The organism is Streptomyces sp. TRM49041, from assembly GCF_008271805.1.
In the GTDB taxonomy this organism is placed as follows: domain Bacteria; phylum Actinomycetota; class Actinomycetes; order Streptomycetales; family Streptomycetaceae; genus Streptomyces.
The window spans coordinates 10,642-34,466 of sequence record NZ_VSRY01000156.1 but is presented as its reverse complement, the minus strand read 5'-3'; the positions used below and the strand labels follow the sequence as shown (position 1 = coordinate 34,466).

Here is a 23,825-nt window from a genome sequence, read left to right as displayed (position 1 = left end):
CCCCCGATGCCACCCATGCCGCCGATGCGTCCGTTGATCGACACCCTCCTCGTCGCCAACCGCGGCGAGATCGCCTGCCGAGTCCTCCGCACCTGCCGCGACCTCGGCATCGCGACCGTCGCCGTCCACTCCGACCCGGACGCCGACGCCCTGCACGTACGGCAGGCCGACGCGGCGGTACGGCTGCCGGGCGCGGCCCCCGCCGACACGTACCTGCGCGGGGACCTGATCGTGCGGGCCGCCCTCGCGGCGGGCGCCGACGCCGTCCACCCCGGCTACGGGTTCCTGTCCGAGAACGCCCGCTTCGCGCGCGCGGTGACGGACGCCGGGCTGACGTGGGTCGGGCCGCCCCCGGAGGCGATCGAGGCCATGGCGTCCAAGACCCGCGCCAAACAGCTCATGGGCGTCGCCCCGCTGGACCCGGACGCCCTCACGGACGCCGACCTGCCCGTCCTCGTCAAAGCGGCGGCCGGCGGCGGCGGGCGGGGCATGCGCGTCGTACGGGACATGGCCACCCTCAAGGAGGAGCTGGCCGCCGCGCGCGCGGAGGCGCTGTCGGCGTTCGGCGACGACGAGGTGTTCGCCGAGCCGTACATCGCGCGCGGACGCCATGTCGAGGTGCAGATCCTCGCCGACACGCACGGCACCGTGTGGCCGCTCGGCACCCGGGACTGCTCCCTCCAGCGCCGCCACCAGAAGGTCGTCGAGGAGGCCCCCGCCCCGGGCCTGCCCGCCGGCCTCACCGCCCACCTCCACGACACGGCCGTACGCGCCGCCCGGGCCATCGGCTACACGGGCGCCGGCACGGTCGAGTTCCTGGTCGCCGAGGACGGCACCCCGCACTTCCTGGAGATGAACACCCGCCTCCAGGTCGAGCACCCGGTCACCGAGGCCGTGTACGGCGTCGACCTGGTCGCCCTCCAGCTCCGTACCGCCGAGGGCGCCGCCCTCCCGCCCGAACCGCCCGCCCCGCACGGCCACGCCGTGGAGGCGCGCCTCTACGCGGAGGACCCGGCGCGGGGCTTCACCCCCCAGACGGGCACGCTGCACGCCCTCGCGGTGGACGGCGACGTACGACTCGACACCGGCTATGCGGCGGGCGACGAGATCGGCGTCCACTACGACGCCCTCATCGCGAAGGTGATCGCCCACGCCCCGACCCGCGCCGAGGCCGTACGCAAGCTGGCCCACGCCCTCGAACGCGCCCGCGTCCACGGCCCGGTCACCAACCGCGACCTGCTCGTCCGCTCCCTCAGGCACCCCGAGTTCGCCGGGGGAGGGGCCGACACCGCCTTCTACGACCGCCACCTCCCCGCGCTCACCGCACCACCCCCCGGCGAGGAGTACGCGGCCGTGGCCGCAGCCCTGGCCGACGCGGCGGCCCTCCCCCGAGCGCTCGGCAGCGCCCGCGCAGGGGGGACCCCCATAGGCCCGGGCGCATGGCGCAACGTCCCGTCCCAGCCGCAGACCAGGACGTACGGCGACCACGAGGTCCGCTACCACCGCACCCGCGCCGGCCACACCCTCCCCGACCACCCGGACGTCCGGGTCGTGTCGGCGGCCCCCGGCGAGGTGCGCCTCGACGTGGCCGGAGTCGTACGCCCGTACCGGGTCACCACCCACCCCGGCACGGACACCGTCCATGTCGAAACGCCCACGGCGGCGTACCGCCTCACCCCCCGCCCGCGCTTCCCCGACCCGGCCGACCGCACCGCGCCCGGCTCCCTCCTCGCCCCGATGCCCGGCACTGTCGTCCGGGTCGCGGACGGCCTCGCGGAAGGCGCCCCCGTGGAGGCGGGGCAGCCCCTGCTGTGGCTGGAGGCCATGAAGATGGAGCACCGCGTCACCGCCCCCGCCTCCGGCACCCTCACCGCGCTCCACGCCGCGCCGGGCCACCAGGTCCAGGTCGGCGCCCTGCTCGCCGTAGTACAGCCCGCGCAGCCAGTACAGGAGGAACGGGAATGACCGCAGCCACAGGCTCCCTCGAGACCGACGAACAGAAGGCCCTCCGCACCGCCGTCGCCGCCCTCGGCCACCGCCACGCCGCCGCCTACGCACAGGACCAGGACCCCGACGCGCTCTGGGCGGAGGCCGGGAAGCTCGGCTACCTCGGGGTGAACCTGCCCGAGGAGTACGGCGGCGGGGGCGGCGGCATCGCCGAACTCGCCATCGTCCTGGAGGAACTGGGCGCCGCCGGCTGCCCGCTCCTCCTGATGATCGTCTCGCCCGCCATCTGCGGCACGGTCATCGCCCGGTTCGGCACCGACGAGCAGCGGCGGCGCTGGCTGCCGGGGCTCGCGGACGGCCGCCGCGTCATGGCCTTCGGGATCACCGAGCCGGACGCGGGCTCCAACTCCCACCGCATCACCACCACCGCCCGCCGCACCGCCGACGGGTGGGTCCTGTCCGGCCGCAAGGTGTTCGTGTCGGGAGTCGACATGGCGGACGAGACGCTGATCGTCGGCCGCACCGAGGACGCCCGCACCGGCGCGCTGAAGCCGTGCCTGTTCGTCGTCCCGCGTGACACGCCCGGATTCCGGCGCACGGCGATCGACATGGAACTGCGCGCTTGGGAGAAGCAGTTCGAGCTGCTCCTGGACGACGTACGGCTCCCGGCCGACGCGCTCGTCGGCGACGAGGACGCGGGTCTGCTCCAGCTCTTCGCGGGGCTGAACCCGGAGCGGGTGATGACGGCGGCGTTCGCGCTGGGGATGGGGCGGCACGCGCTCACGAAGGCGGTGGCGTACGCCAGGGAGCGCCAGGTGTGGAAGACCCCGATCGGCGCCCACCAGGCCATCGCCCACCCGCTCGCCCAGGCCCATATCGAGCTGGAACTGGCCCGCCTGATGACCCGGAAGGCCGCCCTCCTGTACGACGCCGGCGATGACATGGGCGCGGGCGAGGCGGCCAACATGGCGAAGTACGCGGCGGGCGAGGCGTGCGTGAAGGCCGTCGACCAGGCGGTGCACACGCTCGGCGGGAACGGCCTGACGCGGGAGTTCGGGCTCGGGAAGCTGATCACCGCGTCGCGGGTGGCCCGCATAGCGCCGGTGAGCCGGGAAATGATCCTGAACTACGTGTCGCACCAGTCACTGGGACTCCCCAAGTCGTACTGACGCCCCATCCGCCCACCCCCCGCCGGAGGCGAGAGCCATGACCCTGGTCACCACCGCCCACGACCGCGCCGTCGCCACGCTCACCCTGAACGCACCGGACACCCGCAACGCCCTCTCCGCCCGCCTGGTCGCCGACCTGGCGGAGGCGCTGTCCGACTGCGCGGCGAACCCCTCGGTCCGGGCGGTGGTGCTCACCCACACGGGGACCACGTTCAGCGCGGGCGCCGACCTGAAGGCGCCCCCCGGTCCGTACGCGTTCGTGGCGCTGCTGCGGCAGATCGTGGAGCTGCCGAAGCCGGTGGTGGCGAGAGTGGCGGGGCGGGTACGGGCGGGGGGCCTCGGTCTGGTCGCGGCGTGCGACATCGTTGCCGCGTCCGAGGCGTCGGACTTCGCGCTGACGGAGGCGAGGATCGGGGTGGCTCCCGCCCTGATCTCCCTCACCCTTCTCCCGCGCCTCGACCAGCGGGCGGCGGCCCGCTACTACCTGACGGGGGAGTGCTTCGACGCGGCGGAAGCGGCGAGGATCGGCCTGGTGACCCTGACGGCCCCGGATGTGGACTCCTCCCTGAACCCCCTCCTGGACGCCCTCCGCAAGGGCTCGCCGCAGGGCCTGGCGGAGTCGAAACGGCTGGTGGCGGCTAGGGTGCTGGAGACCTTCGAGCGCGACGCGGAGGATCTCGTACAGCGCTCGGCGTCGCTCTTCGCCTCGGCGGAGGCGCGCGAGGGAATGACGGCCTTCCTGGAACGACGGGACCCCGCATGGGCGATATGACCCCGAAGCAGGACCGCAGCCGGGTCACCCGGCAGCGGCTGCTCGAAGCCGCTGTGGCGTGCCTGGCCGAACGCGGCTGGGCGGGTTCCACGGTGTCCGTCGTCGCCGAGCGGGCGGGCGTGTCGCGGGGGGCCGCGCAGCACCACTTCCCGACGCGGGAGGACCTGTTCACGGCGGCGGTCGAGTACGTCGCGGAGGAGCGCTCGCAGGCGCTGCGGGCGGTGACCGGCAAGAGCCGCGCCGAGGTGGTGGAGGCGCTGGTCGCCCTCTACACCGGGCCCCTGTTCCGCGCCGCCCTCCATCTGTGGGTGGCCGCCTCCGACGAGGCCCAGCTCCGCCCCCGCGTCACCGAACTGGAAGCACGCGTCGGCCGTGAGGCCCACCGCATGGCCGTCGAGCTCCTGGGCGCCGACGAGTCCGTCCCCGGCACCCGCGAAACCGTCCAGGGCCTCCTGGACATGGCCCGCGGCCTGGGCCTCGCCACCCTGCTCACGGACGACCGGGCCCGCCGCGAACGGGTGGTCGCCCAGTGGACCGGAATCCTGGACGAGGCCCTGGGCTGAGGCCCGGCCCGGCCCGACACGGTCGGGGGAATCGCGCCGTCCCGGCCCGGACGCGAGGTGAGTGGGGTCGGGCGACCCGTGCGTGGGGTCGGGCGATCCGTGCGTGGGCCCGGGCGACCCGTGCGTGGGCCGGGCGACCGTGGTCACCGTGATCGGCGAGAGGGGCGCGCGCGGCACCGCCCGCCCGGTGACGAGCCGGGGGGCGACGTCCGGGGACACACGAGCCCCGGGAGCCGGCCGGTCAGCCGACGATGTCCTCGTGGCCCGCGATCTCGCGGGGGCTGCGCGGGCCGGGGCCGACGTAGCGCGCCGAGGGGCGGACCAGACGGCCGGTGCGCTTCTGCTCCAGGATGTGGGCGGACCACCCCGCCGTGCGGGCGCAGGTGAACATGGAGGTGAACATGTGCGCCGGGACCTCCGCGAAGTCCAGGACGATCGCCGCCCAGAACTCGACGTTGGTCGCCAGGACGCGGTCCGGGCGCCGGTTGTGCAGCTCCTCCAGCGCCGCCCGCTCCAGGGCCTCCGCGACCTCGAAGCGCGGCGCGGCCAGCTCCCGCGCCGTACGCCGCAGCACCCGCGCGCGCGGGTCCTCGGCGCGGTACACGCGGTGGCCGAAGCCCATGAGCCGCTCGCCCTTGTCGAGGGCCTGCCGCACGTACGCGGCGGCGTCCCCGGTCCGCTCGATCTCCTCGATCATGCCGAGGACGCGGGACGGGGCTCCACCGTGCAGGGGCCCGGACATGGCGCCGACGGCACCCGACAGCGCCGCCGCGACGTCCGCGCCGGTCGACGCGATGACCCGCGCGGTGAACGTCGACGCGTTCATGCCGTGCTCGGCCGCGGAGGTCCAGTACGCGTCGACGGCCTTCACATGCTTCGGGTCCGGCTCGCCGCGCCAGCGGATCATGAACCGCTCGACCACCGACTGCGCCTTGTCGATCTCGCTCTGCGGCACCATCGGCAGCCCCTGCCCACGCGCGCTCTGGGCGACGTACGACAGCGCCATGACCGCCGCCCGCGCCAGGTCGTCGCGGGCCTGCTCCTCGTCGATGTCGAGGAGCGGCTTCAGGCCCCAGACGGGCGCGAGCATCGCCAGCGCGGACTGGACGTCCACCCGGATGTCGCCGGAGTGGACCGGGATCGGGAAGGGCTCGGCGGGCGGCAGGCCGGGGTCGAACGCGCCGTCGACCAGCAGGCCCCACACGTTCCCGAAGGACACCTGCCCCACCAGGTCCTCGATGTCGACGCCGCGGTACCGGAGGGCCCCGCCCTCCTTGTCCGGTTCGGCGATCTCCGTCTCGAACGCGACGACTCCCTCGAGCCCGGGTACGAAGTCGGACATCTGGCGGCTCCTCGTGGTGACGTGTGTATGAAAGGAACAGTGACCCAGCCGAAGAGTCTGTCGGGTTCCCCTGATGCGGGGAAGCGTGACATCAGGCACACTCCGCTGATTCGGGTGTGGAGGATTAAGCCTGCTGGATGCCGGGCAGAATGAGGCGCCCGGCACGCCCTGAGGCAGGATGGACGCTGTGACCGACGCCCTCGATCCAGTGGTGGACCAAGCCGTGGACCCAGCCCTCGATCCAGCTCCCATGCGCGAGCAGTACCACACGCCCCAGCTGTCGGAGCGGGACCTCGCGGCCGAACCGATGGAGCAGTTCGCGCGCTGGTTCAAGGATGCCGCCGGAAGCGCCGAGATCCATGAGCCGAACGCCATGGTCGTGTCCACGGCCACACCCGACGGCCGCCCGTCCTCCCGGACGGTGCTGCTGAAGCACTACGACGAGCGCGGCTTCGTCTTCTACACCAACTACGACTCCCGCAAGGGCGGCGAGCTCGCGGCCAACCCGTACGCCGCCCTGCTCTTCCCCTGGCACCCGATCGCCCGCCAGGTCATCGTCACCGGCTCGGTGGCGCGGGTCGGCCGTGACGAGACCGCGGCGTACTTCCGCACCCGGCCGCACGGCTCCCAGCTCAGCGCGTGGGCCAGCGAGCAGTCCTCCGTGATCGCCTCCCGCGCCGAACTGCTCTCCCGCTACGAGGAGCTGGCGGCACGCCACACGGACGACGAGCAGGTCCCGGTGCCGCCGCACTGGGGCGGCTATCTGGTCACGCCGGAGGCGGTGGAGTTCTGGCAGGGCCACGAGAACCGGCTCCACGACCGGCTCCGGTACGTGTGCGAGGCGGGTTCGTGGCGCGTGGAGCGCCTGTCGCCGTAGCGGTACGCGGATCGCGCACGCCGCGCACGCCGCGCCGTTCACGCCACCCGCGCCGTGCACGCAGAAGCCCGCGGACTCTGCTCTCTCCTGCTGGCAAGGAGAGGTCGGCCGGATGTGCCGACGAGCCCGCGGGCCGGTGACTGCTTGGGTGTACGGCAGGAGGACCTGCCGTCATGTGACGGCAGGCCTCAGCCCGCAGTCACCTCACGCATCCGAAAAGAAATCACTTCCGGAACACCTCCTTTCTCGTGTGCCGCACACACTAGGAACCCGCACCACACCGTTCAACCGAATTTCCGGAACCCGGTGTGTCCTGAGTCACGTTCCAGTTGAATGGCCGGGGCGCGTGCGGGTGCACGTGCGTACACGTCCTGCAGGGGGTGCCGGGATGAGTGCGTCCAGGAGCGGAACGGCGCGAGTGGACGGTGATCTCCTCAGCGCGCTGCTGGACGGGATGGACGCCGCGTTGTGCGCGTTCGACGCCGACGGGGTGATCACTCACTGGAACCGGGAGGCCGAGCGGATTCTCGGCTGGCCGGCCGACGAGGCGGTCGGGCGCCGGGGGCTCGCCGGGTGGGCCGCGCGGCCCGCCGACGCCGCCGGGATCGAGGCCCGGCTGATGGCCGCGATGGACGAGCCGGGCCGTCGGCTCCACGAGTTCGCGCTGCTCCGCAAGGACGGCGGCCGGGTCCTCGTACGGACCCAGTCGGCGGGCGTACGGGGCGCGGACGGGCGCCCGGCCGGGGTGTACTGCGCGTTCGGCGAGGTACACACTCAGCTGGACTTCGAGCGCTCCGTGGCGCTCAGCGAGGCCCTGTTCGACGACGCGCCGTGGGGTGTCGTGGTCGTGGACGCGGACCTGCGGCCGGCCGTCGTGAACGCGCACGCGGCGCAGGCGCTCGGCACGTCCCGCACGACGCTGCTGGGCCGCCCGCTGGGCGACGCCGTGGTGCAGGGCGTCGACCAGCTGGAGGCGGCGCTGGAGCACGTACTGGCGGAGGGCGCCCCCCGGTCGCCCGCCGAGCTGTGGGCGACGGTACGCACCCCGGACGGGACCCGGCGGCGGTGCTGGCGCAGCGGGTTCCTGCGGCTGGCTTCGCCACTGTCGCAGGAACCCGCGCCGCTGGGCGTGGCGTGGCTGTTCCAGGACGTGACGGACGCGCGGCTCGCCGAGCAGGACGCGGACCGGCTGCGGTTCCGGGCCAGCCAGTTGCACCGGGCGGGCGCCGCGGCGGCGGAGTGCGAGGACCCGGTGGAGGCCGCCACGGTCTACCTGGACTTCGCGCTGGCCGGTTTCGCCGACCACGCCCTCCTGGACGCTGCCCGGGGCGGCGGCGCCCGCCTGGTGCGGGTCGCGGCCACCCCGTCGGAGGCGCCGGGCCCGGTGGCGCGGGTCGAGGGCGGCGGCCTCCCCGTCCCGTACGCCCCGGGGCACCCGGCGCTGCGCGCGCTGGACCGGGTCGGTGCGGTACGGGCCAGCACCTGGTCGTCGGGCGCCTCCGAGGTCTGGGCGGCGGAGCGCCACTGGCCCCGCGACACGGCCCACGCCCTGTGCGCGGTGCTGCGCAGCCGTGGCCGGACGCTCGGCGTGGTCACGTTCCTCCGCTCCGGCCACCGCCCGCCCTTCGAACGCCCGGACGTCGCCTACGCGGAGAGCGTGGCGGTGCGGGTGGCGGCGTCGGTGGACCTGGCGCAGCTATCGGGGTGAGGGCTCTGTTCACGCCGATTGCGGTCGACAGCCGCGGCAGCGGCCTGGTGCCGGGGCGCGGAAGGCGCGGCCGCAGGCGTCGCAGATCTGGAGGGGGTCGGGCCGGTCGGTGGCAGGCTCGTCGGGGAGCGGCGGCGGGAGGAGCGCGGTGAGCCGCTGGGCGAGGAACGCGGCGGGGCAGGCCAGCGGATTCGGTAACCGGCTGGTGAGCGCTTGGCGCGAGGCTCGGTCAGGCCAAGCTCCTGCATCGGGAGTCGGGTCAGCGACGGAGCGCCTCGGCGGGCTGGATCCGGCTGGCTCGCCAGGCAGGGTAGAGGCCTGCTATCAGGCCTGTGGCCAGGCCGATCGCCGGGGCGGATACGACTGTGCCAGGGTGGACGACAGGCGTCCATTCCCGCGCGATGGAGACGACAACCACGGTGACGGTGCCGAGGGAGGTGCCGATGAGGCCTCCCAGGCCGCCCAGGACGCCTGACTCGGCGAGGAACTGCGCGGTGATGTGCCGACTGCGTGCGCCCAGCGCCCGACGCAGGCCGATCTCGCCCGTACGCTCCAGTACCGCCACGAGTGTCGTGTTGGCGATGCCCACCGCACCGATGACCAGACAGATCCCAGCCAGCAGCAGGAAGAGCTGGTTGAGGTCCGAGGTGACGTGAGAGCGCAGCGTCTTCGGGTCCGGGGGAGGGACGGCCTTGAGGTATTCGGGGTGGTCGGGACGGAGCGCTGTCGGTGCCTCCCGGGCTATTTGCTGCGCCGCCCCGATCTCCGTGGAGATCAGCATGGATGCGGGGGACTCGGAGGGCGGGCCCCAGATCCGTTCCGCGGTGGTGCGCGGGACCATGACGGAGAGCAGCAGATCGGCTTTGCGCTCGACGTCCTCGACGATGCCGGTGACGGTGAACGGCTCGTCACCGATGAAGATGGCCGGACGGGTTTCCAGTGTCGTGATGCCGAGGCGGGCGGCGGTGCTGGAGCTGATGACGGCGACGGGCTGGGCGGAGTCCGACACGTAGTCGTCGTAGATCCGGCCCTGGGAGAGCCGGGGTGCCGCAGCCCGCAGGACTCCGGGAGAGGCGGCCACCACGTCGATCCTGGCGCCGTCGGCGCCACGCCCGACCGGGGACGAACGCACCGAGACGTCACCGTCTGTCCGAAGGGTCCAGTACACACCCGCGTGCTTGACCCCGTTGAGCTTCTCGATGCGTTCGTCGGCGTCCTCGGGGAACGCCGGTCCGGCGAACTCGTTCTGTTCCCGGGCGACGTCCAGGACGGTCACCTCTGTCGCGGACAAGATGTTGAAACGTGCGTCGATCTGCGAGGACGTGGTGGCCGTCAGGCCGAGGACGGCCACGAACGCGCCGACGCCCAGGACCGTACCCAGAGTTGTCAGAGCGGAGCGGGCCGGGCGCTGCAGCATCCCGGCCAGCGACTCCGACAGCAGGTCGCGCCAGGCGAAGCGCGACGGCTCGATGAGTCGCTTCCTGCGGCTTCGACGGCTTCGACGAGAGAACCTCACGCGACCACCTGCTCCTCGAGAACACCGTCGCGGATCGCAACGGTTCGGGAACCACGTGCCGCAGTCTGCGGATCATGGGTGATGACCACAACGGTCATGCCCTCCGCATGCAGATCGTCCAGAAGCGTCAGGACCGTCTGCGCGTTGCTCGTGTCCAGGTTGCCCGTCGGTTCGTCGCACAGCAGCAGCGAGGGTCTGGCCACCAAGGCCCGGGCGATCGCGACACGCTGGCGCTCACCCCCGGAGAGCCTCGTCGGTGCGGCATCGATGCGGTGCTCCAGGCCGACACGGACCAGTGCCTCACGGGCCCGTTCCCGGCGCTGGGACCGGGGCACGCCGCTGTAGACCATGGCGAGGATGACATTCTCCAAAGAGCTGCGGTGCGGCAGGAGATGGAAGGACTGGAAGACGAAGCCGATTCGGCGGCCACGAAGGCTTGTGCGGTCGCCGTCCCCGAGCTTCCCGGTGTCGATGCCGTCCAGCAGGAAGGTTCCCGCCGTCGGCGCGTCCAGAAGTCCCACGATGTTCAGGAACGTGGACTTGCCCGACCCTGAGGGGCCGACCACGGTGACGAACTCACCTCTGCGGATGACGAGTTCACATGGTTTCAAGGCCTCCACCGGCGGGGGGCCGGAGTATGTCAGGCCCACCTGCCGTAGCTCGATGACCGGCGGGGTGGTGGCGTCGGGGTGGAGGGAGGCCGGGCGGCCGGTCACCGGCACGGTCACCTCGCGATCCGCGCGTCAACGCCTGTCACCACGGCATCACCCTCACTCAGCGAACCGGAATCCACGGGAACGATCTCCACGTATCCGTCCCCCGTGGTCCCCGGGCGCACCTCCACGCGCTGCTGCGCCCCGGCATCGGTGACAACGGTGACCGTGGTCTTCCCGTCGGCCCCCGCCGAGATCGCCGTGATCGGTACGACCAGTGCGTCGCCGTCCGTGGACGCCGCCTCGATCGTCAGGCGCACGTCCTGACCGGCGAGCTTCGCGTCCAGTGGCTTGTCCGGCTGGACCACGACGAGATACCCCTGCCTACCGGCGGGCCCGCCACCCTCACCACTCGCATCCTGACCGCCGGCACGGACCTGGCCGGTATCGATGCTGTCCGCGACCGTGTGCACCTTCGCAGTGCTGGTGATGCCGCTGAGCTCCGACAGGATCTGTACCTTCTGACCGGGGCGCACCATGCCCTTCTGGTGCTGCTGCAGATGCCCTTCGATGACCAGGGCACCGGCGGAAATCGTCAGAACCGGCCCCGACACGGGCGAGCCGACCCCTGCCGTCACAGTGTCCACCCGAGCCGGAAACGCCTTCAGGAACACCACCTCCCCTGCGGGAAGCATGGGACCGTTGGCGGCCTGCGCCGAAGCCAGCGCCTCACGCGCCTTCGCCAGGTCCGCCTCGGCCCGCGTGACGGCCTTGCGGAGGTCCTGGTCGGAGGCACCGCCACTCGCTTTGCCTCCGTCCTCCTCGGTGGCACCCGCCGATGCCGCCCGCAGCGCGTCCTGGGCGTCCTCCAGCGCCCGCTGCGATGAAGTGACCATTTCCTCCGCCGCCTTGACGGCGGCACCGCCGTCCGCCTGTGCGGGCAGAGCGTCGTAACCGATCGAGGCGTAGAAGGCCTTGAGCGCCGCCTTCGTACCGGCCCCGAACCTCCCCGACGTGTCCGATCCGGTGCTGTGCCCCAACGCACTGAGCGCCTTCTGCAGTTGGGCCACGTCCTCGCCTTCGGCCCCCGGCTTCAGATCTCGGTACACCGGAAGCCCGCCCTCAAGCACGAACACAGGTCGTCCCGACACCTCAAGCAGCACCTTGCCGGCGGAGACCACGTCCCCGGACTTGACCGCCAGCTTGGTCACCACCGGCCGGGTGGCCCCCTCGCCGCCGCTGACCGCAGGCGTGACCGAGACGGTCTGACCAGCGGTCACCCTGCCGCGGAGAATGACCGTATCCCGCAGCACACGCCGTTCGACCGCAGCGGTGAGGACATCCGCGGGAGGTGGCCCGGCCTCCGCGGCCGCCTGGGCCGGCGACTTGACCACTGTGGATGCCCCGACGCCGGCTGCCGCCGCCAGCGCCGCGCCCACCGCTATCGCGGCCACCCAGCGCCGCCGCCGCGACAGGCCACTCCTGGCGGTGCTGCGCTCATCCGCAGGCCCGCTGACCATGAGTTCACGGGACACGTCGCACTCCTTTGACACGCTCGGTGTGTGGGCCGATCCGAGGGTCCCGCATCAGCCCCGGCCGATGACCTCGGCGGCATTGCGAAGCCGCGTTTCGTTGGTCTTCTTCGCCGCTTCGAGGCTTTCGGCTTTCGCTTCGAGAGTGCGCTTCTGGTACGCGATCTCCACAGCCATCCACACACCCGCGACATTGTGCTTGATCTTGCACTTGGCGTCGGCGGTGGCTACCGACCTCTCGTCGTCCGTCGCAGCCGGCGACTTCCCCCACTTTGGATCGTTGTTGGCGTCCCACGGAGTCGCATAGGAGTAGCCCGCTTCCTCCATGCAGTCACTCCACTTGGCCCACACGGCACGAACCTGAGGATCCTTCTCGGCCCTGGCCGCGTCCTGCAGGATGAGCTGCTCGATTTGCTCGTCGGGTCCCGTATTGGCCTTGTCAGCCTTCTGCTGGCCGTTCAGCTTGGCCCGCTGGGAGAGGACACACTGCCCTGCGGCCTGCTGGGCGGCCGGTGAGTCGTCCTGCCCGGACTCGTTGCCTTTCGCGCCCTTACCCGTGGAGACGGTGCCGTGATAGCCGGTCCGGCTTCCTTCTTCGGGGTCGAGCAGTCCGTATCGGCGGCCGTTCCGGCCACCGTCGCGCAGCGGGGGCCGCTGAGGCGCGGCCCAGTTGAACCCCTGCTTCGTCATGCAGTCGACCACGAGGCTGTCGAGAGCTTCCTCGATCTGCCGGGACTCCCGCAGGCTCAACTGATATGCGTCCAGGGGGAACGTCAACTGCTCAGCGCTGGTGACGACAGGCACCTTGCCGACGGCTATGGGTTTGCCAACTGCGTCCGACTGTCCGTCTCCCGCGTCCGTGGAGGCGCATCCGGTCGCGAGAACCGCCATCGTGGCAAGGAGACCCGCATACGCCGACAGCGGGAATCGGGCACTACGGCAAGCTGTATCGGGCACGGTGAGGTCTTCCAATCACAGTTCGGGAGATGTGCGGTCCCGCGTTCCCGTCCTGAAGGAGATACAGGACGGGAACGGTCGGTTGCCGGTCGGTTCTCAGAAGTCACACTGGGCGTAGCCGCTCACACCGCCGTCGTTCCAGCAGTGCGAGCTGTACTGGTCGTTGTACGTGACCGTGTTGGCGCGTGCGTACACACCGAGGGTCTGCCAGCTACCCCCGTAGTAGGCGTTGGTGAAGAAGCGCACCTTCCAGTTGGTGTCCCAACTGTCCAGCGACGAGGCTTCATCGTTGGTGCCCTGACTCGGGTAGCCTCCCCCCGTCCAGGTGTTGTTGGTGTAGTTCGGATCCGCGTACTGGTGATCAATCCAGGGGCCGTTCAGGTATGTGTGCTTGTAGATGCACACTTCCTTGGCGTCACAGATGCCGTTGTACTGCGCAGCGCTGGCTGAGCCCGTGTTGGCGACGACCAGAGCCACGGAGGCTGCACTGATGGCGGCAACGCGCAGAGCGCGGGCACCTATCTTGTTCACGATTTCAGACCTTTCAGGGGGAGCAAACACTGAGGCCGCGCTTCGACGAGTGCGTCTGGTGTCAGGGGCCAGCCCTGAACTTCATTACCCGTGAGTTGCCTCGGACCTGCAGTTTTGCCTGTACACCGTCATGTTTGGCGGGGGGCACTGCAGAGTAGGGAGGTTGTTGATCATTTAGCAAGTGGAACCTGATGCTCCTGCAGCTGATCGTGTCTCATCCGTTATGCAGGGGTGCGCTCAGCGGGGTCGTGTTTCTCTGCGTGACGCCGCGCTCGCCCTGCACCCGCCGGATGCCGCGTACCCTCCCTGCTCGAAGGGCTTGGTGGGATTGAGGTGAGCGCCGTGCGGCTGTGACACAGGGGTCTGAGGCGGAACCCCCATACGGCAGAGCTGCACGTCGATACGAGCGGGAAGGGGCGGTGGCCCGCGGCCCGGGCCCGGGGGCCACGGCTCGTCAGTGGCAGGAAGTGCACGACCGCCTCCATATGCGGGTGCGCGTCGTGCATCGCCCGCAGTGCCGCCCCGGCCTGTTCCTCGTCGCAGGCGGACTCGACGCGGCACTCGTCGGCGTGCCGGACCTCCCCGACCGCCCCGTCGTACGGCCATGTGCCTGGCGCGGGGCGCCAGGTCCCGGTGATCCGTGTCAGGCTGTCCAGGGCTCGTAGCCGCCCGGCGGGCTGCGCCCGCCGCCTGCAGGGCGTCGACCACCCGCTACGCATAGCTGTCCGGTACGGAGATCTCGATCTTCGGCCGCGCCGTGCGGCAAGGACCTACCTCCGGTAGAAGATCCGGTCCGCGTACTCCTCCATCACGCGGCCGTTCCACTCGTGCCCGCCGTCGACGTTGCCGGAGCGCAGTAGTGGGGGCTCGATGCCGCGGTGGACGAGCTCCTCGGCGGCCGCGGCCATGGTGGCCTGCATCAGGGCGCTGGTGACGACCGTCGAGGCGGGCGCGAAGGGTGCCTCGATGCCCTCGTGGGTCAGCTCCGCGTCGCCGACGGCGATCTTGGAGTCGAGGACGATGTCGCAGTGGTCCTTGAGGAAGGTGCCCGAGGAGTGTCGCGACTTCGTCTCCTTCGCGTACGCCGCCGATGTGACGCCGATCACCTTGAGGCCGAGGGCACGTGCGTTCAGCGCCATCTCGACGGGCAGGGCGTTGCGCCCCGACAGCGAGAGGATGATCAGGAGGTCGCCCTCCGCGGCCGGCGACGAGTCCAGGACGGCGCCCGCGAGGCCGTCCACGCGCTCCAGGGCGGAGCCGAGCGTCGCGGGCATGACGTCGACGCCGACGACGCCCGGCACGGCGAGCAGGTTCATCACGGCGAACCCGCCCGCCCGGTACACGACGTCCTGCGCGGGCAGCGACGAGTGGCCGGCGCCGAAGACGAAGAGGCGGCCGCCCGCGGCGACGGTCTCGGCGACGGCGGCGCCCGCGGCCGCGATGTGCCCGGCCTCCTCGTCCCGCACCCGCCGCAGCAGGCCGATCGCGGCGTCGAAGAACTGACCGGCCAGCGTGCTGTCGCCCATCGGCATGGCCTTCCTCTCGTTGTGTCGCGGATCACCGTGCGGTCTGGACCATTGCCCTGTCAATACCGCATCCAGCCACCGACCTGTCCTGAGCGGCACGGTTGTCAGCGGGATGCGCAACAATTGAGACAGGGCCGCCGCAGGTTGAAATGTCACGCATCGAGGGGCACGTATGTCCGGACTGATCGACACCACGGAGATGTATCTCCGCACCATCCTCGAGCTAGAGGAGGAAGGCGTGGTGCCCATGCGCGCCCGTATCGCGGAACGGCTCGACCAGAGCGGTCCGACGGTCAGCCAGACGGTCGCCCGCATGGAGCGCGACGGTCTGGTGATGGTGGCGGGGGACCGCCATCTGGAACTGACGGAGGAGGGCCGCCGGCTGGCCACGCGCGTGATGCGCAAGCACCGGCTCGCCGAGTGCCTCCTCGTCGACGTGATCGGCCTGGAGTGGGAGCAGGTCCACGCCGAGGCGTGCCGCTGGGAGCATGTGATGAGCGAGGCGGTCGAGCGCCGCGTCCTTGAGCTGCTGCGCCACCCGACCGAGTCGCCGTACGGGAACCCGATCCCGGGCCTCGAGGAGCTGGGCGAGAAGGCGGAGGCCGACCCGTTCCTGGACGAGAACATGGTGTCGCTCGCCGAGCTGGACGCGGGCGACGGCAAGACCGTGGTGGTGCGCCGCATCGGTGAGCCGATCCAGACGGACGCCCAGCTGATGTACACGCTGCGACGCGCGGGCGTGCAGCCCGGTTCCGTGGTGAGCGTGACGGAGTCGCCGGGCGGGGTGCTGGTCGGCAGCAGCGGCGAGGCCGCGGAGCTGGACGCGGACGTGGCGTCGCACGTCTTCGTCGCCAAGCGCTGAGGGCCTCACATCGAACCCCGGGCATTAGTGCGGAATGGCAGCGCCCGGCCGTCGCGCGTGCCAGTCTGGGCTCAGGCATATGACCTGCCCGGGGAGGGGAGCAGTGCGATGCGCCCGCTGTCCGCATCGAAGCGCGCGTCCGTACATGCGTCGATATATGGGGAAGGTCCCGGTGCCTTTCGGCACCGGGACCCGTCCTCCCCTGCGCTGACCCGGAGCCCCGAGCTCTCAGGGTCAATCCCGTCGGACCTCTATCCCCGAGTGGTCCGCCTCCCGCTGAAGATCTCCCCTCGGCGGCGCACGGCAATCCTTGAGCGGGGTCACTCGAACGAGCGGTGTTATGGCCGATACCCCTGTTCTCGAATATGAGTTCGATACGCTGGCTGGGCTGTTGGGGTGTCCGACGTGACAGAAGGGGGTGCCAGGGCACATGGTGCGACGTATCGATCTGACGGGGGCCGACGGCGTACGCCTCGCCGCCTGGGAGTTCGCCGACCCGCCCAAGGCGCCGGGCGACGACGGCACCGACCCCGCACAGGGCGTCCTGCTCCTGCACGGTCTGATGGGCCGCGCCGGGCACTGGGCGGAGACAGCGCGCTGGCTGGCCGAGCGGTACCGGGCGGTGGCGCTGGACCAGCGGGGCCACGGCCACAGCGGCAAGCCGGCGGCCGGCCCCTACACGCGTGAGGCGTACGTCGCGGACGCCGCGGCCGCGATCGAGCAACTGGACCTCGCGCCCGTCACCCTGATCGGCCACTCCATGGGCGCTCTGACGGCCTGGCAGCTCGCCGCCGAGCGCCCGGACCTCGTCAAGGCCCTGGTCATCAGCGACATGCGCGCGTCGGCTCTGGGCGCGGCGTCCCAACGGGAGTGGGAGAACTGGTTCCGGACCTGGCCCGTGCCCTTCGCCACGCTGGCGGACGTCCGCAAATGGTTCGGCGAGGACGACCCCAGGGTCGAACGCCCCAACCCCGCGCGGGGCGCCTTCTTCTCCGAGGTCATGTGCGAGTCCCCCGACGGCTGGCGCCCCGTCTTCTCCCCGCACCAGATGCTCGCCGCCCGCGAGACATGGGTCCATGACGCCCACTGGGACACCCTGGCCCAGGTCCGCTGCCCCACCCTCGTCGTCCGCGGCCTCGACGGCGAACTGGGCCGCGCCGAGGCCCAGGAGATGGTCCGCGTCCTCCCGCACGGCCAGTACGCCGAGGTGCCCGACGCCGCGCACTACCTCCACTACGACCGGCCCGAGGGCTGGCGCGCCGCGATAGAGCCCTTCTTGGAGGAGGCCACCCGGCGACGGTGAGCCGGGCCCCGGTGCCAAGTCGGGCGCCGGCGCCCGTGTGCGGAGCCCTGGGCGGGGCGCCGTACCGGCGGGCAGACCCCTAAGCCTTGCTGACGGCCGTCAGGATCTCCGGCAGGCGGCGGGCCGTCCGGCTCGCGGCCCAGCGGAGGCCCGCCCAGGTCAGGAGGGCACCCCAGGTCGCGCCGAGGGGCAGGAGGAGCCACTGGCCCGACGGGCCGGACGACGACACGTGCGTCCAGACCGTCACCGCGATCAGCGGGGCGCACAGCAGCGCCGAGCCCAGCATCCCGCCCATCATGGACATCCACGCCAACCCGCCCTGCCCCGGCGCCGCGTTCTTGTACGCGCTGTCCTGCGGGATCGAGTACGGGAAGAACGCCGACGCCCACGCCCCCATGCCCAGCATCGCGCCCAGGAGCCCGTACGACAGCCCCAGCGCGTCCGGCAGGGACCGCCAGTCGCCCAGCACCGCGGCCGTCACGACCGTCACCAGCGTCGCGTACGGCAGCGTCACCAGCAGCAGCGCCATCGCCCGCGCCCGCAGCTCCGCGTACGCGTCGCGCGCCGACGACACGGTCATCGCCACCATCCAGAACGCCGAGGTGTCCTGGCCGAACTGGTTGTACATCAGCGTGCCCAGCAGCCCCGCCGCGAAGCACGACCAGTAGATCGACCCGGTGCCCTGCCAGGCGTTGAAGAGCGGGATGATCGCGCCCAGCGCCAGCGCCGTCACCCACCCCGACTTCGCCTTCGGGTCCCGCCACGCGTAGCGCAGCGCCCGCTGCATCACCGCACCCGTACGGCCCTCCGGCCACAGCCGCCCCCACCCGGCGTCTGCCGAGCGGCGCCGGTCCGTGCCCGCGCCCGTACCCGCCGCCGCGATCGTCGAGCCGTCCGGCGCGGTCATCAGCTTCGTCAGACTCCGCTGCCACCAGTACAGCAGCCCCGCCAGCGCGGCCACCGACAGCAGCAGTTGGACGACGGCCACCCCGTACGCGCCCCGGCTCGCCGAGTCGACCGCGCCGATCGCCGACGCGGGCGGTACCCACCGGGCCACCGCCGCAGCGGGCTCCAGCCGCGACAGCCCGCCGGCCTGCCCCAGCCGCTGGGCGCCGAAGTTCACGAACTGGATGCCGACCGCCACCACCAGACCGCTCAGCAGCGCCAGATCCCGGCCCTTACGGGAGGTCAGCAGGCGGATGTTCGCCGCCGCGACCGCCCGCGCCAGCGCCAGGCACACCAGCAGCACCAGCGGCACGGCCACCACCGACACGGCCACCGCGAACGCCCCGTGCGCCACCGAGATACCCGACCCCACCGCCACGCACAGCGTGAACAGTGGTCCGATCCCCACCAGCGACGCCACCAGCAACGCCCGCACCAGCGATCCCGCCCGCAGCGGCAGCATCACCAGCCGGGTCGGGTCCAGGGTCTCGTCCCCGCTCGGGAAGAACAGCGGCATCACGGCCCAGCCGAGCGCCAGCACGGCCGTCAGCAGCACCGCCACCGTGCCCGCGTGTGCGTTCCCGCGCAGCAGCACCAGACCCAGCAGCTGCCCGGCGGCGAACAGCAGGGTGAAGAAGAGCGAGACGATGAAGATCGCCGCCCGGCCGGTCGACTGGCGCAGGCCGTTCCGCAGCAGCGACCACTTCAGCCGTACGAAGATCGCGGTCAGTGCCGCATCGCCCGCCGTGGCCGGGCGCCCGCCGACCGCCGGCCCGCCGCGAGCCGTCCCGCCCGGAGCCATGGCGTCGGGAGCCACGGCGCCCGGCCCGAGCGCACTCCCCGTCGGCGTCGCGCCCCCGCTCACCTGGCACCGCCCAGCCAGTCGAGGGACTCGCCGGTGTCCCGGCCCTGCGCGCCCACCAGCTCCAGGAACGCCTGCTGGAGCGTCGGCGCGTCACCCCGGACCTCCGCCAGCGTGCCGTGCGCGCGGATGTGGCCCGCGGCCATCACGGCGACCCAGTCGCACAACGACTCCACCAGCTCCATGACATGGCTGGAGAACACCACCGTCGCGCCCGACGCCGTGTACCGCTCCAGCACGCCCCGGATCGTCTGCGCGGACACCGGGTCGACGCCCTCGAACGGCTCGTCCAGGAAGAGCACCGAGGGGTTGTGCAGCAGCGCCGCCGCGAGCCCGATCTTCTTCCGCATACCGGTCGAGTAGTCGATCACCAGCTTGTGCTGCGCGCCCGCCAGGTCGAGCACATCCAGCAGCTGCGTCGCCCGCATGTCGACCTCGGCGCCCGGCAGCCCCCGCAGCCGCCCGGTGTACGCGAGGAGCTCCCGCCCCGACAGCCGCTCGAACAGCCGCAGCCCCTCCGGCAGCACCCCGATGCGGGCCTTCACCGCGGCCGGGTCCTGCCACACATCGTGCCCCGCGACCTCGATCCGCCCGTGGTCGGGGCGGAGCAGCCCGGTCACCATCGACAGCGTCGTCGTCTTGCCGGCGCCGTTCGGTCCGACCAGCCCGACGAACTTCCCCGCGGGCAGCTCCAGATCCACCCCGGCGACCGCGATGTGCTCGCCGAAGCGCTTCCACAGCCCTTCCACGCGAACGGCGGGCGGCGCCGCCTCCGGCGCCTCACCCGCCACGTCAACTCTCCGGTGCTGCTCCGGCATGGTCGCTGCCGCCTCTCACTGTCCCCGTCGGTGCCTCTGACAGGAACAGCCTACGAACCGGCCGGTAGGCCCGCAGGTGGAGAATCCGGCAGTCTCCGCTGGTCAGTGTTGCCGGGTCAGCATGGCCGGGTCGGCACGGCCGGGTCAGCAGGGCCGGGTCAGCAGGGCCGGATCAGCAGGGCCGGATCAGCATGGAAGGACGGATCAGTGCGGCAGGGTCAGCGGCGTCCCCTCGCCGCCGCGGCCTCCCGGCCGCACGCGTACGCCAGCGGGCTGATCAGCTCCTCCACGTCGGGCAGCCACCGGTTCGCAGAGGTCGGGCGACGCGCCCACTGCACCGCGCCCTGGCCGCCGATCCGGGTGGGCGGCGCCGCCACATACTGGCCCTCGCCCCGCGCGACCAGGTCGATCCCGGCCGGTGACCAGCCCAGCTTCCGGATCAGGTCGGCCACCTTCACGGCCGCCCCCGGCAGGACGAAGAACATCATCCGGCGGTCCGGCGTGCAGGTCACCGGGCCGAGCGTCAGATCCATCCGCTCCATCCGCGCCAGCGCCAGGAAGCCCGCCGACTCCGGCACGTCCAACGCGTCGAAGGTGCGCCCGGTCGGCAGCAGGATCGACGCCTTGGGGTGTTTCCCCCACAGCCGACGCGCCGCGACCGCGCTGCCCGTCGCCTGCGTCGCCCAGTCGGGCCGGGACGGGTGCGCGCCCGGGGCGGGGCAGGCGTCGTCCCCGCACGAGCACCGCTCCTGGCTGTCGACCGCCTCCAACCACGTACCGGGGAACACGTCCCAGTGCCGCTCTTCCGCATACCGCACTGCGCCGTCCAGCAACTGCTCCCCGCGCTGCTTCGGGATCTGTGCGGCTTCCGTGACTCCGATCGTCTCTTCCACGGAGAGCACAACTCCCCCACCCACCGGGGGTTACGGGGCGCAAAGGCGAAGGGCGAGATGCATCGATTCGCCATATGGGGCGCATGGATGCACGGACGGGGGCGCGCACGGGCGGCGGGAGCCACGGGCGGGTAGCCACAGTCGGGGGAGGGGCGTCAATGCGGGTGTCTCCTGGTTTACACCGCAATACGCCGCAATTATTGATGTTTTGGTATTACAGCGCCAAGTTCTGCATTCTCCGGACATCAGCCGGGCAGTGATCGACCGACTGATCACCACCGGCACCACAGGGGGTAGTCATGGCAGCGAGGCCGCTCGTCGCCCGTCAGCCGAACGAACGGCTGCAGGCTCTCATTCAGGAAGCGGGGTGCTCCAACGCCGGGCTCGCCCGCCGCGTCAACATGGTCGGTTCGGAACGCGGGCTCGACCTGCGGTACGACAAGACCTCGGTGGCGCGCTGGCTGCGCGGACAGCAGCCGCGGGGCCGGGCCCCCGGAATCATCGCCGAGGCCCTCGGCCGGAAGCTCGGCCGTACGGTCACGATCGACGAGATCGGGATGGCGAACGGCAAGAACCTGGCGAGCGGGGTCGGGCTGCAGTTCTCCCCCACCGTGCTGGGCGCCATCGAGCAGGTCTGCGAGCTGTGGCGGAGCGACGTGGGCCGCAGGGACTTCCTGTCCGGCTCGACCGTCGCCGCCTCGGCGCTCGTCGAACCCAGCCGCGACTGGCTGATCACCGGCCCCGACGCCCAGGTGTCCCGTACCGCCGGGGCCCGTGTGGGCCTCTCGGACGTCCGTGCCGTACGGGCGATGACGGACGCGCTGGTCGACCTCGACCACCGGTTCGGCAGCGGGCACGTGCGGCCCGTCGTCGTCCACTACCTCAACAGCGTGGTGTCCGGGATGCTCTCCGGCTCGTACCGGGACGCGGTGGGGCGGCAACTCTTCTCGGCCGTCGCCCGGTTGACGGAACTCGCCGGGTACATGGCCGTGGACACCGGTCAACCGGGGCTCGCCCAGCGGTACTACATCCAGGCGCTGCGCCTCGCGCAGGCGGCCGGCGACCGGGCGTACGGCGGGTACGTGCTGGCCGCGTCCATGAGCCACCTCGCCGCGCAGCTCGGAAACCCGCGCGAGATCTCCCAGTTGGCGCGGGCCGCGCAGGAGGGCGCGCGGGGGCATGTCACGCCGCGGGCGGAGGCGATGTTCCTGGCGGCCGAGGCGCGCGGGCACGCCCTGCTCGGGGACGCGCGGATGTGCCAGGACGTGGCGGGCCGGGCGATCGACGCGCTGGACCGGGCCCGGCCGGACTCGGGCGACGACGCGGCGTGGATCGCGCACTTCGACCACGCCTACCTCGCCGACGAACTGGCCCACTGCCACCGCGACCTGGGCCAGCCCCAGGCGGCGGCCCGGGCGGCCACCGACGCGCTGGACGGCCACCCGGCGTCCCGTGCGCGGCGGCGGGCGATCGGCCTCGTCCTGCTGGCCACGGCGCAGGCCCAGCAGCGCGAGGTCGAACTGGCCTGCCACACCGGCACCCGCGCGGCCGAACTCCTCGGCACACTGCGGTCGTCACGCGGCGCCGAGTACCTGGACGACCTCCAGCAGCGGCTGGAGCAGTACGGGGACGAGCCCGCGGTACGCGAGTTCGCGGCACGGCTGGAGCTTCAGGCGGCCTGAGTAGCACACCCGTGTGCGTGAGCGGTGATACACCCGGTAGCGTGAGCCGACGTTTCCGTAGGTTCACACGTAGGAGTCCCGGTGACGCAGAGCGGACACGGCCAGGAGGGCCAGTCGTGGGGCCAGCCCCCTGGTCAGCCCTGGGGGCCGCCGCCCCCGGAGGGCGCGCCGGGCGGGGACCCCGCCACGCAGTACCTGCGTCCGGTTCCGCCGGCCTCGCCCCAGGGGCAGGCGGAGAACCCGGCGGAGTCGACCCAGTTCCTGGGCACCGGCTTCGGCACACAGCCCCAACAGCACCAGCCGCCGCACCAGCACCAGCACCAGCAGCCCGACCCGGACGTGGAGGCGACCCAGTACATCCCGCCCGTACCGGGGCGTACCGGACCCCCGGCCGAGTTCGACAACCTCTTCCGTGACGAGCCGGCGGGCGCGGCGGGCGCGGCGGGCGCGACGCAGCAGATGCCGCGTTACGAGCCACCGCAGCAGCAGTACGGCCACCAGCCACCCCCGCAGCCCCACCAGCAGTACGGACAGCCACAGCCGCACCACCAGCCGTACGGGCAGCAGCCGCCCCCGCAGCCCCAACAGCAGTACGGGGACCCGCACGCCTACGACGACGAGCCCGAGCCGCGCCGCTCCTCGAAGCTGCCGCTGGTCGCGGCCGTCGTCGTCGGCTGCGCGGTCCTCGGCCTAGGCGCGGGCGCCCTGATGAGCGGGGGCGACGACTCCGACTCCGACGGCAAGGGCGACAAGACGGGGATCGCCGCGGCCACCTCGCCCGCGCCCAGCGCCTCGTCCTCGGAGCCCGTCGCCGACCCGGCGAAGGGGCAGGCCGAGCAGCTGGACAAGCTGCTGGCGGACAGCAACAACAGCCGCGACGCGGTGATCCGTTCCGTCGAGAACATCAAGAAGTGCCAGGAGCTGGACAAGGCCGCGTCCGATCTGCGGGAGGCCGCGGTCCAGCGGCGCGAGCTGGTGACCCGGCTCAAGGGCATCGAGATCGACAAGCTGCCCGACCACGCCGAGCTGTCCACGGCCCTGACCAAGGCGTGGCAGGCGTCCGCGACCGCCGACGACCACTACGCGGTCTGGGCCGAGCAGGTCAAGAAGCCCAAGAACTGCAAGGACGGGCGGGCCCGCAACACCAGCCGCACCGCCCAGGCGGCCGTGGCGAGCGGCGAGGCGACCAACGCCAAGCGGCAGGCCGCACGTCTCTGGAACGGCATCGCCGAGACGTACGGCCTGACCACGCGGCAGCCGACCCAGCTCTAGTGCAGGCCGGCGCGACTAGGGAGTGTCCGGCGGATCATGCCGACATCCGAGCCGGGTGCCCTTGTCCTGCTGGTGAGCGGGGTCTGGTGCGTGCA

Annotated in this window: 20 protein-coding genes; 10 read left to right on the top strand and 10 right to left on the bottom strand. The window is 72.0% G+C overall.

Annotated elements, in window-relative coordinates; translation table 11 throughout:
• Positions 1-6 precede the first annotated feature (6 nt).
• The 4 genes from FVS66_RS25155 to FVS66_RS25140 are packed head-to-tail and all read left to right on the top strand — an operon-like array spanning position 7 to position 4,451.
• Positions 7-1,965, top strand: a complete 1,959-nt coding sequence (locus FVS66_RS25155) for an acetyl/propionyl/methylcrotonyl-CoA carboxylase subunit alpha (protein ID WP_399226273.1) — start codon at positions 7-9, stop codon at positions 1,963-1,965.
• Positions 1,962-3,116, top strand: coding sequence for an acyl-CoA dehydrogenase family protein (locus tag FVS66_RS25150; protein WP_149183494.1), 1,155 nt, complete (start codon positions 1,962-1,964; stop codon positions 3,114-3,116). The genes FVS66_RS25155 and FVS66_RS25150 overlap by 4 nt, the downstream gene beginning before the upstream one ends.
• 37 nt (positions 3,117-3,153) lie before the next feature.
• The gene (locus FVS66_RS25145; RefSeq protein ID WP_149183493.1) at positions 3,154-3,888 is read left to right on the top strand and encodes an enoyl-CoA hydratase family protein; all 735 of its coding nucleotides are present in this window, start codon (positions 3,154-3,156) and stop codon (positions 3,886-3,888) included.
• A complete protein-coding gene (locus tag FVS66_RS25140) occupies positions 3,876-4,451 on the top strand; it encodes a TetR/AcrR family transcriptional regulator (RefSeq protein ID WP_149183492.1) in 576 nt (191 codons plus the stop codon). The genes FVS66_RS25145 and FVS66_RS25140 overlap by 13 nt, the downstream gene beginning before the upstream one ends.
• 241 nt (positions 4,452-4,692) lie before the next feature.
• On the opposite strand, the gene FVS66_RS25135 is transcribed toward FVS66_RS25140, so the two are convergent.
• The gene (locus tag FVS66_RS25135; protein WP_149183491.1) at positions 4,693-5,793 is read right to left on the bottom strand and encodes a citrate synthase 2; all 1,101 of its coding nucleotides are present in this window, start codon (positions 5,791-5,793) and stop codon (positions 4,693-4,695) included.
• 178 nt (positions 5,794-5,971) lie between these two features.
• Between FVS66_RS25135 and pdxH the strand changes: the two genes are divergently transcribed.
• Together pdxH and FVS66_RS25125 are read left to right on the top strand one after the other, a co-directional pair.
• Complete coding sequence (pdxH, locus tag FVS66_RS25130; protein WP_187645688.1) at positions 5,972-6,670, top strand: pyridoxamine 5'-phosphate oxidase; 699 nt, start codon at positions 5,972-5,974, stop codon at positions 6,668-6,670.
• A 388-nt stretch (positions 6,671-7,058) separates the two neighbouring features.
• Complete coding sequence (locus tag FVS66_RS25125) at positions 7,059-8,378, top strand: PAS domain-containing protein (RefSeq protein WP_149183490.1); 1,320 nt, start codon at positions 7,059-7,061, stop codon at positions 8,376-8,378.
• Between the two features lie 259 nt (positions 8,379-8,637).
• Here the strand turns inward: FVS66_RS25125 and FVS66_RS25120 are convergent, their stop codons facing one another.
• The 6 genes from FVS66_RS25120 to FVS66_RS25095 form a co-directional block, all read right to left on the bottom strand.
• Complete coding sequence (locus FVS66_RS25120) at positions 8,638-9,894, bottom strand: ABC transporter permease (protein WP_399226251.1); 1,257 nt, start codon at positions 9,892-9,894, stop codon at positions 8,638-8,640.
• Positions 9,891-10,610 (bottom strand): ABC transporter ATP-binding protein, encoded by a 720-nt coding sequence (locus FVS66_RS25115; protein ID WP_149183489.1) that lies wholly within the window; start codon positions 10,608-10,610, stop codon positions 9,891-9,893. The genes FVS66_RS25120 and FVS66_RS25115 overlap by 4 nt, the downstream gene beginning before the upstream one ends.
• Before the next feature lie 8 nt (positions 10,611-10,618).
• Positions 10,619-12,082, bottom strand: coding sequence for a peptidoglycan-binding protein (locus FVS66_RS25110; protein WP_262387185.1), 1,464 nt, complete (start codon positions 12,080-12,082; stop codon positions 10,619-10,621).
• 51 nt (positions 12,083-12,133) lie between these two features.
• A complete protein-coding gene (locus FVS66_RS25105; protein ID WP_149183488.1) occupies positions 12,134-12,970 on the bottom strand; it encodes a hypothetical protein in 837 nt (278 codons plus the stop codon).
• 162 nt (positions 12,971-13,132) lie between these two features.
• Positions 13,133-13,567 carry a peptidase inhibitor family I36 protein gene (locus tag FVS66_RS25100; RefSeq protein WP_187645687.1) on the bottom strand — a complete coding sequence of 145 codons (435 nt, stop codon included), beginning with the start codon at positions 13,565-13,567 and terminating at the stop codon, positions 13,133-13,135.
• Between the two features lie 770 nt (positions 13,568-14,337).
• On the bottom strand, positions 14,338-15,093 hold the full coding sequence (locus FVS66_RS25095; protein ID WP_149183486.1) for an SIS domain-containing protein: 756 nt from the start codon (positions 15,091-15,093) through the stop codon (positions 14,338-14,340).
• A gap of 172 nt (positions 15,094-15,265) precedes the next feature.
• Here FVS66_RS25095 and FVS66_RS25090 point away from each other — a divergent pair, with 172 nt between their 5' ends.
• Positions 15,266-15,955, top strand: a complete 690-nt coding sequence (locus FVS66_RS25090) for a metal-dependent transcriptional regulator (RefSeq protein ID WP_149183485.1) — start codon at positions 15,266-15,268, stop codon at positions 15,953-15,955.
• Between the two features lie 430 nt (positions 15,956-16,385).
• Positions 16,386-17,258, top strand: coding sequence for an alpha/beta fold hydrolase (locus tag FVS66_RS25085; RefSeq protein WP_149183484.1), 873 nt, complete (start codon positions 16,386-16,388; stop codon positions 17,256-17,258).
• 79 nt (positions 17,259-17,337) lie between these two features.
• On the opposite strand, the gene FVS66_RS25080 is transcribed toward FVS66_RS25085, so the two are convergent.
• From FVS66_RS25080 to FVS66_RS25070, 3 genes are all read right to left on the bottom strand, one after another.
• Positions 17,338-19,005 (bottom strand): transporter, encoded by a 1,668-nt coding sequence (locus FVS66_RS25080; RefSeq protein ID WP_262387192.1) that lies wholly within the window; start codon positions 19,003-19,005, stop codon positions 17,338-17,340.
• 59 nt (positions 19,006-19,064) lie between these two features.
• Positions 19,065-19,883: an ABC transporter ATP-binding protein gene (locus tag FVS66_RS25075; protein ID WP_149183483.1), complete on the bottom strand. Its 819-nt coding sequence runs from the start codon at positions 19,881-19,883 to the stop codon at positions 19,065-19,067.
• 218 nt (positions 19,884-20,101) lie between these two features.
• Positions 20,102-20,776, bottom strand: a complete 675-nt coding sequence (locus tag FVS66_RS25070) for a bifunctional DNA primase/polymerase (RefSeq protein ID WP_149183482.1) — start codon at positions 20,774-20,776, stop codon at positions 20,102-20,104.
• Between the two features lie 299 nt (positions 20,777-21,075).
• On the opposite strand from FVS66_RS25070, the gene FVS66_RS25065 reads away from it, so the two are divergent.
• Both FVS66_RS25065 and FVS66_RS25060 read left to right on the top strand, forming a co-directional pair.
• Entirely contained in the window at positions 21,076-22,458 is a 1,383-nt protein-coding gene (locus FVS66_RS25065; RefSeq protein ID WP_149183481.1) for a transcriptional regulator, read from the top strand.
• 81 nt (positions 22,459-22,539) lie between these two features.
• The gene (locus FVS66_RS25060) at positions 22,540-23,730 is read left to right on the top strand and encodes a hypothetical protein (RefSeq protein ID WP_149183480.1); all 1,191 of its coding nucleotides are present in this window, start codon (positions 22,540-22,542) and stop codon (positions 23,728-23,730) included.
• Positions 23,731-23,825: the final 95 nt, after the last annotated feature.